At 66.7% G+C, this 14,775-nt stretch carries 18 protein-coding genes; 8 read left to right on the forward strand and 10 right to left on the reverse strand.

Annotated elements, in window-relative coordinates; all coding sequences use genetic code 11:
* Positions 1-24: 24 nt before the first annotated feature.
* Together DDT93_RS18440 and DDT93_RS18445 are read left to right on the forward strand one after the other, a co-directional pair.
* A complete protein-coding gene (locus tag DDT93_RS18440; protein WP_408607947.1) occupies positions 25-510 on the forward strand; it encodes a GNAT family N-acetyltransferase in 486 nt (161 codons plus the stop codon).
* 215 nt (positions 511-725) lie between these two features.
* On the forward strand, positions 726-1,472 hold the full coding sequence (locus DDT93_RS18445) for a hypothetical protein (protein ID WP_109467352.1): 747 nt from the start codon (positions 726-728) through the stop codon (positions 1,470-1,472).
* A gap of 9 nt (positions 1,473-1,481) precedes the next feature.
* Here the strand turns inward: DDT93_RS18445 and DDT93_RS18450 are convergent, their stop codons facing one another.
* From DDT93_RS18450 to DDT93_RS18460, 3 genes are all read right to left on the reverse strand, one after another.
* Positions 1,482-3,041, reverse strand: coding sequence for a trimethylamine methyltransferase family protein (locus DDT93_RS18450; protein WP_109467353.1), 1,560 nt, complete (start codon positions 3,039-3,041; stop codon positions 1,482-1,484).
* A 120-nt stretch (positions 3,042-3,161) separates the two neighbouring features.
* Positions 3,162-3,851: an HAD family hydrolase gene (locus tag DDT93_RS18455; protein WP_109467553.1), complete on the reverse strand. Its 690-nt coding sequence runs from the start codon at positions 3,849-3,851 to the stop codon at positions 3,162-3,164.
* 50 nt (positions 3,852-3,901) lie between these two features.
* Positions 3,902-4,186 (reverse strand): DUF3572 domain-containing protein, encoded by a 285-nt coding sequence (locus tag DDT93_RS18460; protein WP_109467554.1) that lies wholly within the window; start codon positions 4,184-4,186, stop codon positions 3,902-3,904.
* Between the two features lie 95 nt (positions 4,187-4,281).
* Here DDT93_RS18460 and DDT93_RS18465 point away from each other — a divergent pair, with 95 nt between their 5' ends.
* Entirely contained in the window at positions 4,282-5,679 is a 1,398-nt protein-coding gene (locus DDT93_RS18465) for a diguanylate cyclase domain-containing protein (protein WP_109467354.1), read from the forward strand.
* A 45-nt stretch (positions 5,680-5,724) separates the two neighbouring features.
* Here the strand turns inward: DDT93_RS18465 and DDT93_RS18470 are convergent, their stop codons facing one another.
* The 4 genes from DDT93_RS18470 to DDT93_RS18485 are packed head-to-tail and all read right to left on the reverse strand — an operon-like array spanning position 5,725 to position 7,943.
* Entirely contained in the window at positions 5,725-6,252 is a 528-nt protein-coding gene (locus tag DDT93_RS18470; RefSeq protein ID WP_109467355.1) for a periplasmic heavy metal sensor, read from the reverse strand.
* Positions 6,253-6,657, reverse strand: coding sequence for a hypothetical protein (locus tag DDT93_RS26775; protein WP_198654908.1), 405 nt, complete (start codon positions 6,655-6,657; stop codon positions 6,253-6,255).
* On the reverse strand, positions 6,650-7,264 hold the full coding sequence (locus tag DDT93_RS18480; protein ID WP_408607952.1) for an RNA polymerase sigma factor: 615 nt from the start codon (positions 7,262-7,264) through the stop codon (positions 6,650-6,652). Before DDT93_RS18480 ends, DDT93_RS26775 begins: the two co-directional genes overlap by 8 nt.
* 22 nt (positions 7,265-7,286) lie before the next feature.
* Entirely contained in the window at positions 7,287-7,943 is a 657-nt protein-coding gene (locus tag DDT93_RS18485; protein WP_109467358.1) for an EF-hand domain-containing protein, read from the reverse strand.
* Positions 7,944-8,282: 339 nt separating this feature from the next.
* On the opposite strand from DDT93_RS18485, the gene DDT93_RS18490 reads away from it, so the two are divergent.
* Positions 8,283-8,633: a DUF983 domain-containing protein gene (locus tag DDT93_RS18490; RefSeq protein WP_232825511.1), complete on the forward strand. Its 351-nt coding sequence runs from the start codon at positions 8,283-8,285 to the stop codon at positions 8,631-8,633.
* Positions 8,634-8,656: 23 nt separating this feature from the next.
* On the forward strand, positions 8,657-9,385 hold the full coding sequence (locus DDT93_RS18495) for an NUDIX hydrolase (protein ID WP_109467359.1): 729 nt from the start codon (positions 8,657-8,659) through the stop codon (positions 9,383-9,385).
* A 162-nt stretch (positions 9,386-9,547) separates the two neighbouring features.
* Here DDT93_RS18495 and DDT93_RS18500 read toward each other — a convergent pair whose 3' ends face one another.
* Both DDT93_RS18500 and DDT93_RS18505 read right to left on the reverse strand, forming a co-directional pair.
* Positions 9,548-10,447 carry a DMT family transporter gene (locus DDT93_RS18500; RefSeq protein WP_109467360.1) on the reverse strand — a complete coding sequence of 300 codons (900 nt, stop codon included), beginning with the start codon at positions 10,445-10,447 and terminating at the stop codon, positions 9,548-9,550.
* Between the two features lie 20 nt (positions 10,448-10,467).
* Positions 10,468-11,388 (reverse strand): fatty acid desaturase, encoded by a 921-nt coding sequence (locus tag DDT93_RS18505; RefSeq protein WP_408607948.1) that lies wholly within the window; start codon positions 11,386-11,388, stop codon positions 10,468-10,470.
* Between the two features lie 107 nt (positions 11,389-11,495).
* On the opposite strand from DDT93_RS18505, the gene DDT93_RS18510 reads away from it, so the two are divergent.
* Complete coding sequence (locus DDT93_RS18510) at positions 11,496-12,383, forward strand: helix-turn-helix domain-containing protein (protein ID WP_109467361.1); 888 nt, start codon at positions 11,496-11,498, stop codon at positions 12,381-12,383.
* Here the strand turns inward: DDT93_RS18510 and DDT93_RS18515 are convergent.
* Positions 12,380-13,354, reverse strand: a complete 975-nt coding sequence (locus DDT93_RS18515) for a DUF808 domain-containing protein (RefSeq protein WP_109467362.1) — start codon at positions 13,352-13,354, stop codon at positions 12,380-12,382. The two genes, DDT93_RS18510 and DDT93_RS18515, sit on opposite strands and share 4 nt — an antisense overlap.
* A 185-nt stretch (positions 13,355-13,539) precedes the next feature.
* Between DDT93_RS18515 and gap the strand changes: the two genes are divergently transcribed.
* Both gap and DDT93_RS26780 read left to right on the forward strand, forming a co-directional pair.
* Complete coding sequence (gap, locus tag DDT93_RS18520) at positions 13,540-14,544, forward strand: type I glyceraldehyde-3-phosphate dehydrogenase (RefSeq protein ID WP_109467363.1); 1,005 nt, start codon at positions 13,540-13,542, stop codon at positions 14,542-14,544.
* An 85-nt stretch (positions 14,545-14,629) separates the two neighbouring features.
* The gene (locus DDT93_RS26780; RefSeq protein WP_198654909.1) at positions 14,630-14,773 is read left to right on the forward strand and encodes a hypothetical protein; all 144 of its coding nucleotides are present in this window, start codon (positions 14,630-14,632) and stop codon (positions 14,771-14,773) included.
* Positions 14,774-14,775: the final 2 nt, after the last annotated feature.

Genomic DNA, 14,775 nt, shown 5'->3' on the forward strand with positions numbered 1-14,775 from the left:
CAATATCAGCGCGAAGGGCACTCGATGATGAATATGAAGGCGATTCGGCATGTGGCGGGCGACCCGGCCCTTGCCCCGGTTCTGGAGCTGATCCGCCGCTCTTTCGCCTACATGGACGGCCGTATCGACCCGCCCTCGTCCATGCATCGGCTGACGCGCGAGGACCTGGACCAGAGCTGCCGCACCGGCGAGGTCTGGTCGCTGGGCGCGCCGCCCGTTGCCTGCATGGTCCTCACCCCCCGGCCAGATTGTCTCTATCTCGGAAAACTCGCAGTGGATCAGCACCTTCGCGGACAGGGGCTGGCCGCCCGGATGATCGGGATCGCGCGGGAACGGGCGCTGGCGCTGGGATATGACCGGTTGCAACTGCAAACCCGTGTGGAACTGGTGGAAAACCATGCGATCTTTGCTCGGCTGGGCTTCGTCAAGACCGGGGAAACCGCGCATGAAGGCTATGACCGGCCGACCTCGATCACGATGGAAGCGGAGGTGCGCGGGCCGGAACAATGAACAATCGGGGGACAGGCGCAATTCGGTCTTGCCGCCCCGCCCGAGGTCAGGCAAGAGAGGCGCCAACATTCACGGAGAATTGATGAAAACTAACTTAATTACAAATTACGTCTGAATTCCTACAATTCGATATTAATTAATTAAACCCAGTTGACTCGTGACCGCTCTTGGATAGCGTTCAGCTCGACCATAATTAAAAATGGCGATACTTACCCGTGAATGAAATTCTGACCACGCTGAAAATCGCACGCTGGCTTCCCATCGGCGTCATGGTTTTCGTCATCGGCGGCTACGTCTACTTCACCGACAACGCCTTTGGCACCGCCAAGGGGACCGGTGATGTGGCCTTTCAGCAGGTGGCTCTGCGGGCCGACCTTCTGCCCGATTGCACCCAGGACGCCGCGCAGCCCGACTGTGCCGGAGAAACCGAGCTGTCCTTTTCCGGGCCCGACCGGGACGACACCGCGCTGGCGGCGCAGCTTGGCCAGACGGTTCCGACCCCGGTGCTACGGCGGATGGAAAGCGCGGGGGAGAATTGCACCTCTCCCGAAGTGCTCGCGCGGGTATCGACTTTTCTCGAAGAGAGCCGTGCCGACCCCGACACCCTGCTGCTGACCGATTTCGCCCCGGTGCTGAACGACTGCGGCAGTGTCCAGGACCGGCGGATGGACTGGGTGGCCCTTGGCGGGCGGATGGTGGCAATGGCGGAATGCGGGTCTGCCAGCGCCGAGGGCAAGGCGCTCTGCACCCTTACCAGCTATCACGAGGGCGGGTTCACCGCCACGCTGGGAAGCTTCCCCTGCGACCAGACGGCGCCGCCGCTTGGCAACATCGCCGCGCTGGAGCAGGCGCTGGCCGACCGGCTTCCGCCGGACAGCCCGATCGAGAACCCGCAGCGGTTCGCCGATCTGCCGGTCCGGCAGGTTGCCCTGGCCGATGCAGCCACAGCTGTCGGGAACTGACGTTCCCGATCAGAAATCGGTCGGCGCACCGCCCTCTGCCTTGCGACGGGCCACGAAGTCCGCGAGTTCCTCGCGGATTGCCGGGTCCATCGGGGGCGCCTCGAAGCTGCCGATGATCTCCTTGAACATCCGATGCGCGCGCTCGGGCGTCCACACCGCGCCTGCGAGGTCCCAGGCCTCGTAGTTCTTCCAGTCGCTCAGGAAGGGCTGGTAGAAAGCGGTGGTGTAGCGGTCCTGCGTGTGCTGGATGCCGAAGAAGTGGCCGGAGTTGCCGACCTCGCGAATGGCATCGAACGCGATCTCGTCCGGTCCGGTCGCAAAGACCTCGGGCTCCATGTAGCGCTGGATCTGCTGGAGCACCTCGCAGTCCATGATGAACTTCTCGGGGCTGGCGATCAGCCCGCCCTCGAGCCATCCGGCCGCGTGGTAGACCATGTTGGTCCCCGACTGGACGGCGGCCCAGAGGCTGTTCGAAGTTTCCCACATCGCCTGCCCGTCCGGGACGTTGGCGGCGCAGACCCCGGAGGAGCGCAGCGGCAGGTTGTAGAACCGCGCCAGCTGGCCGGTCATCTGGGTGGCGCGCATGTATTCGGGCGTGCCGAAAGCGGGGGCACCCGACTTCATGTCGACGTTCGAGGTGAAGGTGCCGATCGCGCAGGGGCAACCCGGGCGCACGTACTGGAACAGCGCGATGGCGCTGAGGGCCTCGGCGATCGACTGCGCCACGGCCCCCGCCATCGTTACAGGCGCCATTGCACCGGCGAGGGTGAAGGGCGAGACCACCACGGCCTGACCGTGCCGCACCAGCCGCAGGCAGCCGTCGATCATCGGGTGATCGTGCTTGAGCGGCGAGGTGGAGTTGATGTTGGTATACATGTGCGGCTTGGCTTCGAACTGCTCCTGCGTCAGCCCGCCCGCGATGCGCACCATCTCCATCACGTCCTCGACCCGCTCCTTGCCCAGCGAGTAGGCGTGCATGACCTTGTCGGTCAGGGTCAGCTTGTCGAACAGGACGTCGAGGTGACGGACCGAGGCGTGCAGGTCCACCGGCTCGACCGGGTAACCGCCCGCGAAGTGAATGCAGTTGAAATACTGCGTCAGTTTCAACAGGTTGGCGCATTGTTCGCGGGTGCCCGGCACCTTGCGCCCAATCTCCATGTCCCAGTAGTTGGGCGGCGAGGAGACGTTGCCGAACAGGATGTACTTGCCGCCGAGCGTGATCTCGCGCTCGGGGTTGCGGGGGGTGATGTTGAAGCTGGACGGCGCCTTGCCGACCATTTCCATCACGAACTCGCGGTCCATCTTCACGAGGTCGCCCTCGACGGTGCACCCCGCCTCGCGGAAAATCTCCAGCGCTTCCTCGTTCAGGAAGACGATGCCGATCTCCTCGAGGATGCGCATCGCGCCGTCATGGATGGCGGCGACGCCCTCCTCGCTCAGCGGTTCGGTCGGTTTGTCGATGTTTACCGGGAGCCGCCAGGGCATCTGCTCGATCAGCGCCTTGCCGCGCCGCGCCGCATTGCCGGCGCGTCCGCCGCCACGTTTCTTCTTGGTGAGGGTATCCGTCATGTCGGCCTCCGAGACTGCCTGATCACAGCAAGCCCCAGAGGAAGGTCAGGTTCCGTTCTGATCGCGACAGGTCATGTCGCAGACGAACAGAGTGGTCCGATGTGAAGCCCCGGGCGCCGGTCAGCCGGCGAGCCAGGCCGGGATATGGCTGATGTCGGGGAGAACAACATCTGCGTGCGGCGCGAGGTCATCGTGCCGGGCGATACCGGTCAGGACCGCCACCGTGACCATGCCCGCGCTGCGCCCGGCAAAGAGGTCGTGCGTGCTGTCGCCGACCATCGCGATGTGCTCGGGCGCGAGGCCGGTGCGCTCGGCAAAGGCGAGCATCTGGCCCGGTCCCGGCTTGGCGCCATGACCGCTGTCGCAACCTGCGATGAAGTCGAACAGGTCGCGCGCGCCGACGGCATCGAGGTGCGCCAGCGCGGGCGTCTCGGCGTCGTTCGTCGCCACGCCGAGCTTGAGCCCCATCGCGCGCAGCCCGGTCAGGAAGGGCACCAGCGGCACGGTCTCGACCTGCGGTGCGATCTCGGCCTCTTCGTTCAGGACCTGCAGGAGCGTTTCGCGGTCGTATTCCGGGAACAGCGGCAGCAGGCGGTCGCAGACCTCTCCGGGCGTACCGGCGATCACGATGCTCTCGGGCAGGAAGCGGCGCGCGTCGAGGTCAAAACCGATTTCGGCCCCGGCGGCGCGGGCGCGGGCGCGGTCTTCCTTGGAGGCGCGCAGCAGGAAGGCCTCGGCCCAGGCCACCCAGGTTGCGGAGAAATCGAACAGGGTTCCGTCCTTGTCGAACAGCAGGGCCTGGATGTGCATCGGGGTCTCTTTCATCGGGTCTTAAGGTTCGGTCCGCCAGTCGGGTCCTGTCAGGTCCAGTGCGTCTGGGCGCCACCCGGGAGGGCGGCACGGGCCGGCATCACCCTGTCATAGGGGATTTCGGCGCTGTCGCAGAAAGCGATCACCCAGGCGTCGTCCATGAGCAGGAAGTCGAGGACCGAACCGAGGAAGTCCGCCTCGCCCGCGCGTGCGCGCAGATCGGCCTCGGACGCGCCTGTCGAACCAAGGAAGACCGGAACCAGTTCGTCCTGCGTCATCAACCAGGCAAGTGCCTGGAGGGCGAGGGTTTCGGCAGCATCGGCGGAAAGGGACACGTCCAGCACCTTATTTCAAGCAGTGGAAAGAGTTTGTTAACGACTCTCAATGAAACTTCAATGCAAAGTTTTCGCAATCTCGGGAAGCTTCGAAGGTGCAGGGTACAGTCCTCATTCTCGACGGTGTCGCCACCAGCCGGATCATGCTCCGCGTCCAGCTCTCGGCGGCCTACTACCGGGTCGTTCAGGCCACCGCGCTGGCCGGTGTCGCCGAGTTGGTCCGCAGGACGCGGCCCGACGTGATCGCCTGTGCCATGAACCTGCCCGACGGCGATGCCATCACCCTGCGCCAGCGTCTGCGGCACGATCCCGACCTCGACGCCATTCCGGTGATCGCCATCACCGAGGAGAACGACCGCCATTCCCGCATCCGCGCGCTGGAGGCCGGGATCGACGACGTGATTTCCCGGCCGCTCGACGATCCGCTGCTGATGGCGCGGGTCCGCAACCTGGTCCGGTCGCGCAACAACGCCGAGGTGCAGGTGCTGCGCGAGGCCACCGGGCATCCGCTGGGCTTTTCCGAACCGGCGCAACTGTTTGCGCCGCCTCAGGCGCGGGTGGCCCTGCTGACCGCGACCGAGGCGCGGGGCGCGCGCTGGCAGAACGACCTGCGCACCGCCTGCCCCCATTTCCTGACCGTGCACCGGACCGGGGACATCCTCGCCCTGCTCTCGGCCCCCGGGGCCGACGCTGTGGTGCTGGACCTCGGGGCGCGGGGCGAACGGGATCCGCTGAGCCTGATGGCCGAGCTCAAGGCACGGGCGGTGACCGGCGGCGTGCCGGTGATCGCGGTGACCGAGACCGGGGATGCCCGCGCCGCCGCCGATGCGCTGGAACGCGGGGCCGATGATGTGCTGGAACGCGGGTTCTGCCCACAGGAACTGGCACTGCGGCTGGATCAGGCGCTGAGGCGCAAGGCGCGGGCAGACCTGTTGCGCCGGTCGGTGCGCAACGGGCTTCGCGCCGCCGTGCTGGACCCGCTGACCGGGATCTACAACCGACGCTACGCCCTGCCCCATCTCGCGCGCGTGACCGAGGAGGCGCAGGCTTCGGGCGCGCGCTTTGCGGTGATGCTGGCTGACATTGACCACTTCAAGCAGGTGAACGACCGCTTTGGCCATCCCGTCGGGGATGCGGTTCTGGTCGAAACCGCCCTGCGCCTGCAATCGCTGCTGCGCCCCAGCGACATGCTGGCCCGGGTTGGCGGAGAGGAGTTTCTTGTCGTGCTGGCGCATACGTCACCCGCATCGGCGGCTTTGCTCGCGGAACGGCTCTGCCGCGAGATCAATGGCCGTCCCTATCGCCTCGCCGGTCTTCAGCGGGACCTGCCGGTGTCGATCAGTGTCGGACTGGTGCTGGGGCCAAGCGGCGGTGAAGGACTGGTCGCGACCGATATGTCGGCCAATGACCTCATCACCCGGGCCGACCGGGCGCTCTACCGCGCCAAGGCCGGGGGCAGAAACAAGGTCTCGACCTTTCCCGAGGCGGCCTGACAGCGGCGCGGCCCGGGCCGCGCCACCTCTCTCATTTGCTCTCGCTCAATCGCGCGGGCCTTCATCGCCGTGACGGTCCTTGTCGCCGAACCAGCCCTTGCTGCGCTTCTTGGCGGCCTCGGCGATGATCTGCTGCATCCGGCCCACGAAGGCCTGCCGTTCGCTGTCGCTCATCCCGGCGACCCGGTCGACCCAGTCGCTCTGCGCGGCCGAGATCTCCTCGAAACGCGACTGCGCCTGGCTCAGCACCACCTGCCGCAGCGCTTCGGCATCGAAGGGTTCGGCACTGAGCGCCGCCAGCACCGCCTCGGCCTCGGAGGCATGGCGTTCGTCGCGGTGCATGTCGCGGGTGCCGCGCATCCGCTCGCGGATTTCCTTGCGGTCGTCCGGCGGCATCGCCTTGAACATCGCCGCACCGACCGAGGGCGGCGGCGGCGGCATCGGCGGGCCCACGCGGGCGAAGGTTCCCGCCACCAGCCCGATGAACAGCAGGTTCAGCGTGAGCGAGACGATCACCAGAATGCGCAGCCACATGCGGCGCTGCCTCTTGGTAAGCCCGGTAGTCTCCGCCATCTAGTGGTCCTCCGTGAGCACGACGGCAAGCGTCTCGGTCGAGAACAGATCGACCGAGGCGTCGGACCGGCCAAGCAGGCTGGCGGGATCGGGCAGCCCGGAGGGCGGCGCGAAGCCGAGCCAGACCCCGGCGGCGCAGGCCGCGACCATGCCGCCCATGCCGTACCAGCCGCCGATCATCTCGCGCAGCTGGGCCAGCCAGCCCTCGGCGCGGCTCTGCCCCGTCGCCAGGACCCGGGCCGGCGCCGACATGGCAGACCGTGCCGTGGAACCGAACCGGGCCCGCTCACGCTGAACATGCCCGGCATCCGCCATCATCCGGTCCGCGAGCGCATCGGGAAGCCGTGCCGTCTCGCGCCGGGCGGCAGCGAAGAAAATGTCGAGTTCCTTTTCGTCCTCAGCCATCTTGATACCCCAGTTCGTCCCTGCGCCCGGCCAGGATGGCCGCCAGCGCCCGCTTGCCCCTTGCCGTCAGACTTTCGACTGCTTCGGTGCTGATTTCCATGATCCCGGCAATTTCCGGGTTCGATAATTCTTCCATGTGGCGCAGGACCACCGCCTGGCGCTGTCGCTCCGGCAGTTCGTCCAGCGCCGCCTGCAGCGCGTCCACACGCGCCCGGTCCTGCATCTGCTCCGGCACGCTGCGCGCCGGATCGGGGGGCTCTGCCACCTCGTCGAGCGAGGCAGTGCCGCCGCGCCGCCGCCGCTGGCGGTCGACGCAGAGGTTCATCGTCACCCGGTAGAGCCAGGTGCTGACCTTGGCCTCGCCCGTGCGCCAGTCCGGCGCGATCCGCCAGAGGCGCATCATCGCCTCCTGGGCCACATCCTCGGCCTCGGCGCCATCGCCCAGCATCCTGAGAGCGACGCCAAAGGCCCGCGGCCCGAGACTGTCGGTCAGCGCCCGCGCCGCGTGGCGCTCGCCCGCCGCGAAGCGGGCAAGCAGATCCGCATCGGGATCGTCCTCGGTCATGATGACCCGGACCTCCCGGCGCCCGACGGACGCGGCGGATATGTCGTGGTGAAGTCCCACACGCTTAGTCTTGGCTCTCCTGCGGTGCCTCGCCGGACATCGGCGGACGGTGCTGGCCGTGCATGTCACGGTCCATCATGTTGCGGTGCTCGCCCATGTGCTCGCCCATGCGCTGGCGCATCCGGTCCCCCATCCGGCCATCGCCGCGACGGTTCTCGCTCATCTCCATGAAACGGTACTTCTTCATGAAGTCCTGCATGGAGGCGAACTCTTCCTCGGTGACCACGCCGTCGCCGTCGCTGTCCGCCGCACGGAACATCATGGCCGCGCGGTCAGGTCCGGGCTTGCCCTCGTGTGCCGCGTCGGGCGCACCCGGCTTGCCGGGCTTGGGCAGCTCCTCGGTCGAGAGGGCGCCATCGCCATCCTTGTCAAACCGTTCGATCATCTTGGCGACCCGCTGCTCGACCCGGGCCTGGCCCGCCGCGATCAGCTCGTCCTTGCTGAGGATGCCGTCGCCATTGGCGTCGTCGGCCTTGAACCGGGCCTCGGCGCGGTTCTCGATCTCGTCGAGGGTGATCTCGCCATTGCCGTCCACGTCCAGCATCTCGAAGCTGACCGGCCCGCGCCGGGGTCCGAAATCGGACCCCATGGCCAAGGCGGAGGTCGCCGTCACTGCAGCACCAGCCACCAGAATGCCTGCGATGAAACCTTTATAAGTCATGGTGTCTTTCCTCTTAACCAAGTCGACGATCGCCGCCAACCATGCTTCTCTAACGGGAGGTCTCCGCGCTTCCGTCGCGCCGTGCCTGATTTTTTTGCAAGGCTGCAACCGGCGGAACCGCGCCCGGACCCGCCGCAGGGCTTTGCGACAAGGCGCCGCAAGGACATCCTGTCCTCTTTTCGCGGGGCCGCGCATCCTTATCTTCAAGGGCGGAGACACGAGATCATGACCCAGACCTGCACCGCTTTCGACGACACAGCCACCGCCGACCTCATGGAGGGTTCGGTGGCCGATCAGCGCGACCCCGCCTCGCCCGGGGCCGAGGAGCCGCGCGACCTGATGCCCGCCCTGGTCCGCGGCTGGCGCTGCAAGTGCCCCAACTGCGGCACCGGCCCGCTGTTGCGCGGCTACCTCAAGGTCAACGACACCTGCCAGGTCTGCCGTCAGGAGTTGCACCACCATCGCGCCGATGATGGCCCGGCCTACCTGACCATCCTGATCGTCGGGCACCTGATGGCGCCGCTGCTGCTCTTCGTGTTCGAGACGTGGCGCCCCGAACCGCTGGTGCTGTTCAGCATTTTTGCAGTTGGCTGCGTCGCGCTATCGCTCTACCTTCTGCCTCGACTGAAGGGGGCGATCGTCGGCTATCAGTGGGCCCGCCAGCTCTACGGCTTCGGGAAGCCAGCCTGATCCCCCCGACTTCGGGAGGATACATGAGCAGAGACACCCAGTCCGGCGCCGATACGCCGGCCATCGACAAATCCGCAGTGCGCAACGCGGCCACCGTGATCGTGCTGCGCGACCGCGACACCACCCCCGCGATTCTGATGGGCCAGCGCGGCGCCAAGGCCGCCTTCATGCCCAACAAGTTCGTCTTCCCCGGCGGCGCCGTGGACGAGGCGGATCGCGCGGTCCCGCTGGCCGCGCCCCTGCCCGAGCTCTGCCACGCGCGGCTGGCCGACAATGCGCCCGACGGGCTGCAGCACGCACTTGCCGCCGCCGCGATCCGCGAGCTCTGGGAAGAAACCGGCCTGGTGCTCGGCACCCCCGGGGCATGGCCGGACGCGCCCGCGCCGGACTGGGAACGCTTTGCCGCCACCGGCAACCTGCCGACAGCCTCGGCCCTGCAGTTCGTGTTCCGCGCGCTCACCCCGCCGGGTCGCCCGCGCCGCTTTGACGCGCGTTTCTTCCTCGTCGACGCGGAGGACATTCAGGGCGACCTCGACGATTTCACCCATGCCACCGACGAGCTGTCGCATCTGCAATGGATCAAGCTGAGCGACGCGCGCAACTTCGACCTGCCCTTCATCACCGAGGTGGTGCTGGCCGAGGTCGAGGCGCGCGCCCGCGATCGCGAGCCGCCCGCGAGCGTCCCCTACTTCCGCAACAACGATGAATCGAGCCTGTTCCTGCGGCTCCGCGGCTATCCCCAGCCCGACTAGGGCTCCTGCCGCCGAACCGGTATCGCGCCTGCGCGCGATGCCTCCGGCGGGGATATTTGCGACCCAAAGAAGTTGGGTGTCACGCGCCTTCTTTGGGTAAAAAGTATCCCGGGGGAGTCGCGCAGGGCGCGACGGGGGCAGCGCCCCCTGCTCCGTTGTCCGTCAGATCACCAGGATCAGGGTCAGTAGCGAGACCCCCAGCAGCGCCATGCCCAGCATCTCGCGGCGGTGGATCGTCTCGCGGAAGAACAGCACCGAGGCCAACAGCGAGAGCACCATCTCGACCTGTCCGAGCGCGTTCACATAGGCCGCGTTCTGGAGGGTGAAGGCGAGGAACCAGCAGAAGGATCCGGCGAGGCTGGTCAGCCCGACCCAGACCGCCGTGCAACGGGCCACCCAGACCGCGCGGATTTGCCCGGGGTCGCGCCAGAGCAGCCAGATCGTCATCGCGAGCGTCTGCATGGTGACCACCGCCGCCAGGGTGACCCCGGCGCGCAGGGGCGCCTCGGCGTCGAGTTGCAGCGAGGCGCCGCGGTAGGTCACGCCGGACACCGCGAAGAGCGCGCCCGAGGCGAGGCCGGTCAGCGAGGCCGGGGTGACGAGTGCCCGCCACCAGGGGCCTGCGACATCGGGGGTTTTCGACAGGACCAGCACCGCGGCGAGGCCGACGAGGATGGCGAGGAAGCCGCCGAGGCTGATGCCCTCGCCCAGCACGATGGCGCCGACCAGCGCGGTCTGCATGACCTCGGTCTTCTTGAAGGTGATGCCCACCGCGAAGTTGCGCTGCTTGAACAGCAGCACGACGAGGACGGTGGCGAGAATCTGGGTCAGGCCGCCCACCGCCGCGTAGGTCCAGAAGAGGGGCGTGACCGCGGGCAGTTCGGTGCCCGTGAGCTTGAGCCAGATCGCGAGGATGGCGAGAATGACCGGCGCGGAATAGACGAAGCGGGCAAAGGTCGCGCCCGCCGCGCTGAGGCGCGTGGCGCTGAGGGTTTTCTGCAGCATGAAGCGCAGGGTCTGAAACGTGGCTGCGGCGACGGTGACGGGTATCCAGAGTTCCATGGCGTCCTATTGACGCAAATTCAGCGACCCCGCCAGAGCGGATGGGGCACCTCGTCCTTGGCGCTGAACAGGTAGCGGCGGAAGACCTCGCCGTAGGAGCGGTAGGCGTAGCCCTGGTTGATGGTCAGGAAGCGCTCGCGCCGCGCCCGGTAGAGCGCCGGAAGGCGGTACCAGGGCACGCCCGGATGCATGTGGTGCACCGCGTGCAGGTTGTTGTTCAGGAAAAGGAAGGCCAGCGGCCCGCGATCCTCGATGATGACCGAGCGCCCGCGCACCTTCTCGTGGGCCTGATGCTCGAGGAAGGTGCGGATGCGCAGCACGCCCTGCGCCATGTAGGCGGCGGCGACATAGGCCCAGAGCGGCATGGGGGCGAGCACCACGATCGGCAACAGCACCGCCAGTCCGAGGGCATGATACATCCAGGCGCGGGCGACCTTGCGGTCCCCGGCGGCGATCAGGCGGAACTCGCCGCGGATGAACAGCACGTTACTGATGGCCGGGCCGATCAGGATGCGCCCCAGCAGGGTGTTGTTGAACGACAGGACCGCTCGTTGCCAGCGGGTCAGCCGGGCCCAGACCACCGGGTCGAGGTAGTTGGTCTCGGGGTCGTCGTAGGGGTCGGTCAGGTTGGCGTCGCGGTGGTGCGCCAGGTGCAGGTCGCGGTAGCGGCAGTACGGCACGGTCAGGGTGAGCGGCAGGCGCACCATCATCTCGTTCCAGAAGGCGGAGCGGAAGGGGTGCCCGTGGAGCACCTCGTGGGTCAGTGAGGAATGCAGGGCGATGGTGAGGACCGCGATCAGGAAGGCGACGACCGGCAGCGTGTCCCACAGCCAGAACAGGGCCAGAGCCCATCCGCCGTAGCAGCCGGCGATCAGGGAAAAGGTAACCCACTCAAAGGATTTGAGCCTGGCGCGCGGGGCGGCCTCCGTCATTGCGGTCATTCGTGGTCTTTCATTCGTCCGTCCGGGATCCATTAGACCCCGTCACAGGAATGTTACCATTCGGAATATGGTGAACAAATATATGCAGGCGTGATATTTATCACCGTATGTCAGATAGAATCGACAAACGCCTGCGGGCCGCGCAATTCCGATCCCGCCTGATGAGCGCGATGCAGGATTCAGGGACCAACCAGAGCGTGCTGGCACGAGCGATCGGAGTCGACCGGTCGACCATCTCGCAACTGCTGACAGACGAGGGCGCGCGACTGCCGAATGCCCACGTGGTCGGGGCCTGCGCCTCGGCGCTGGGGGTTTCGGCTGACTGGCTGCTGTCGCTATCCGACCGGCGCGAGAGTGCAGCCGAACTGCTGGCCGGATCGCTGTCGATGACCGAGGCGCCGCGCGCACTGGTGGATGAACGCATCTTTGCCTGGCACCAGGAGGCGGCGGGCTACAAGATCCGCCATGTGCCCGCCTCGCTGCCCGACATGCTGAAGACGCGCGCCCTGCTGGAATGGGAATACAAGCCCCACCTCGGGCGCACGGCGGACCAGGCCATCGGCGCCTCGGAGGACCGCCTGCAGTGGATGCGCTCGGCAGGATCGGACTATGAGATCTGCATCCCGATCTACGAGTTGCACTGCTTTGCCGAGGGGATCGGCTATTACCACGGGCTGCCCGCGGACGTGCGGCGCGAGCAGATCGACCAGCTGCTGGAGCTTTGCGACCAGCTCTATCCGCGGCTCCGGATCTACCTGTTCGATTCCAAGCGGCTCTACTCCGCCCCGATCACCGTCTTCGGCCCCCTGCTCTGCGTCTTCTATGCCGGGGGGCACTACATGGCATTCCGCGACCGCGACCGGGTGACCACATTCACCCGGCATTTCGACCGGCTCGTGCGCGAGGCGGATCTGTCGGCGCGGCATCTGCCGACGCACCTACGGCGCCTGAGGGAGAACATCCGCGCGGCGGGCACCGCGCGGCCCATGACCTAGTGCGCGGCCGGCTTCGCGCCGGTGACGGCCTGCCAGACCGGCAGGATCAGCTTTGTGGCGATCGGGATCAGGACCAAGCCAAGGGCAAGGCCGAAGACACCGTCCATCGCGGCCTTGGCGAACCATTCCATCGCCGCTTCGTACTGTTCGGGCACCGCGTGGGCCGCTGCTGCCGCCCAGTCGTGGATATGGTGGCCGAGCCAGCCGAGGCCCAGTTCCTCCAGCCCGTGGATGACGATGGAACCGCCGACCCAGAGCATGGCGGCGGTGCCGACGATGGTCAGCAGGTGCATGAAGGTCGGCATCCACCGGACGATGCCGCGCCCCAGCGCGCGGGTCAGGCCCAAGCGGCCCTTCTCGACCATCAGCAGGCCGAGGTCGTCGGCCTTCACGATCAGCGCGACCGAGCCGTAGACCACCACGGTGATGCCGATGCCGACCACCGCGAGGGCGGCTGCCTCCATCCAGAAATTGCTCTCCGGCAGGGCCGAGAGGGCGATGGTCATGATCTCGGCGGAGAGGATGAAGTCGGTCTTGATCGCGCCCTTGGCCTTTTCTTCCTCGAGATGCGCCGGATCGCCCGGGCGGTCCTCGGGAAACACCTCGTGGGTGTCGGAGGGCACCAGTGCGTGCCAGACCTTCTCGGCCCCCTCGAAGCAGAGATAGGCCCCGCCCAGCATCAGCAGCGGCGAGATCAGCCAGGGCGCGAAGGCGCTGAGGAGCAGTGCGACGGGCAGCAGGAACACCAGCTTGTTGCGCAGCGAGCCCTTGGTGATGCGCCAGATGATCGGCAATTCGCGCGAGGCGGCAAAGCCGTGCACGTATTTGGGCGTGACGGCGGCGTCGTCGATCACGGCGCCCGCCGCCTTGGCCCCGGCCTTTGCGGCCTGCGCGGCAACATCGTCCACCGATGCGGCGGCGACCTTGGCGATCCCGGCCACGTCGTCCAATAGTGCCAGGAGGCCGCTCATTGTTTCACCCTTATCCGATCTGTCGACTGCCAGAAGCCTAGCGCAATCGCCTGTTAGGGCAAGCGTGAGCGTTAACAAACACAGTTTGCGCTAACACATTCTATTTCTGGGGGTTTTTCCCTTTAGGCCAGCCCCGGCGGTGGCTATATCCGATCCGAAACGAATCTTTCGTCGGAGCGTATGTCATGACCATTAATGTCGGTATCAACGGATTTGGCCGGATCGGCCGCTGCACCCTGTCGCATATCGCGGCGAGCGGCCGGAACGACATTCGCGTGGTCAAGGCCAACGCGACCGGACCGATCGAGACCGCCGCGCACCTGCTGCGCTACGACAGCATTCACGGCCGTTTCGGCCATGACATCAAGGTCAGCGGCAACTCGCTGGACCTCGGCCGCGGCGAGATCGAGATGTTCTCGAGCTACAACCCGGCCGAACTGGACTGGTCGGGCTGCGACGTGGTGCTGGAATGCACCGGCAACTTCAACGACGGCGAGAAGGCCAAGGTGCACCTTGAACAGGGCGCAAAGTCGGTCCTGATCTCGGCCCCCGCGAAGAACGTGCAGAAGACCATCGTGTTCGGCGTCAACGACGAGACGCTGACCTCGGACGACCGCATGGTCTCGAACGGGTCCTGCACCACCAACTGCCTCGCGCCGCTGGCCAAAGTGCTGGACGAGGCTGTCGGCATCGAGCACGGCATCATGACCACCGTGCACTCCTACACCGGCGACCAGTCGACCATCGACCGCCGCCACAGCGACCTCTACCGCGCCCGCGCCGCCGCCATGGCGATGATCCCCACCACCACCGGCGCCGCCAAGGCCATCGGCGAAGTGCTGCCGCACCTCAAGGGCAAGCTCGACGGGTCCTCGATCCGCGTTCCCACCCCGAACGTCAGCGCCGTGGACCTGACCTTCCGTGCCGGCCGCGACGTGACCGCCGAGGAGATCAACGCCATCGTCGCCGCCGCCGCCAAGGGCCCGATGGGCAAGGTGCTGGGCTACGATGCCGAGCCCAAGGTCTCCATCGACTTCAACCACACCGAGGAAAGCTCGATCTTCGCCCCCGACCAGACCCGCGTGATCGGCAACCGCATGGTCCGCGTGCTGGCATGGTATGACAACGAATGGGCCTTCTCGGTGCGCATGGCCGACGTGGCCGTCGCCATGGGCCGCCTCGTCAACTGAGGCCCACCCGGGACTTGTGAACAATGGCCCCGTCAGGCATAGCTGGCGGGGCTTTTTCGTTGCTGGCACCGGGACCGAGACACGCATGACCAATACGCTCGCAGTGGTTCTGGGCATCCTGATCGTGCTTGGCATCGTCGTTGACGTCGCGATCTTCGGATCCGGGCACATGGTGTACCTCGGCAAGAAGTTCTACGAATTCATCGAGTGGCTCGCCTTTTGGCGCTGACC

Origin of the sequence: Albibacillus kandeliae, assembly GCF_003116585.1 — a bacterium.
In the GTDB taxonomy this organism is placed as follows: Bacteria; Pseudomonadota; Alphaproteobacteria; order Rhodobacterales; family Rhodobacteraceae; genus Albibacillus; species Albibacillus kandeliae.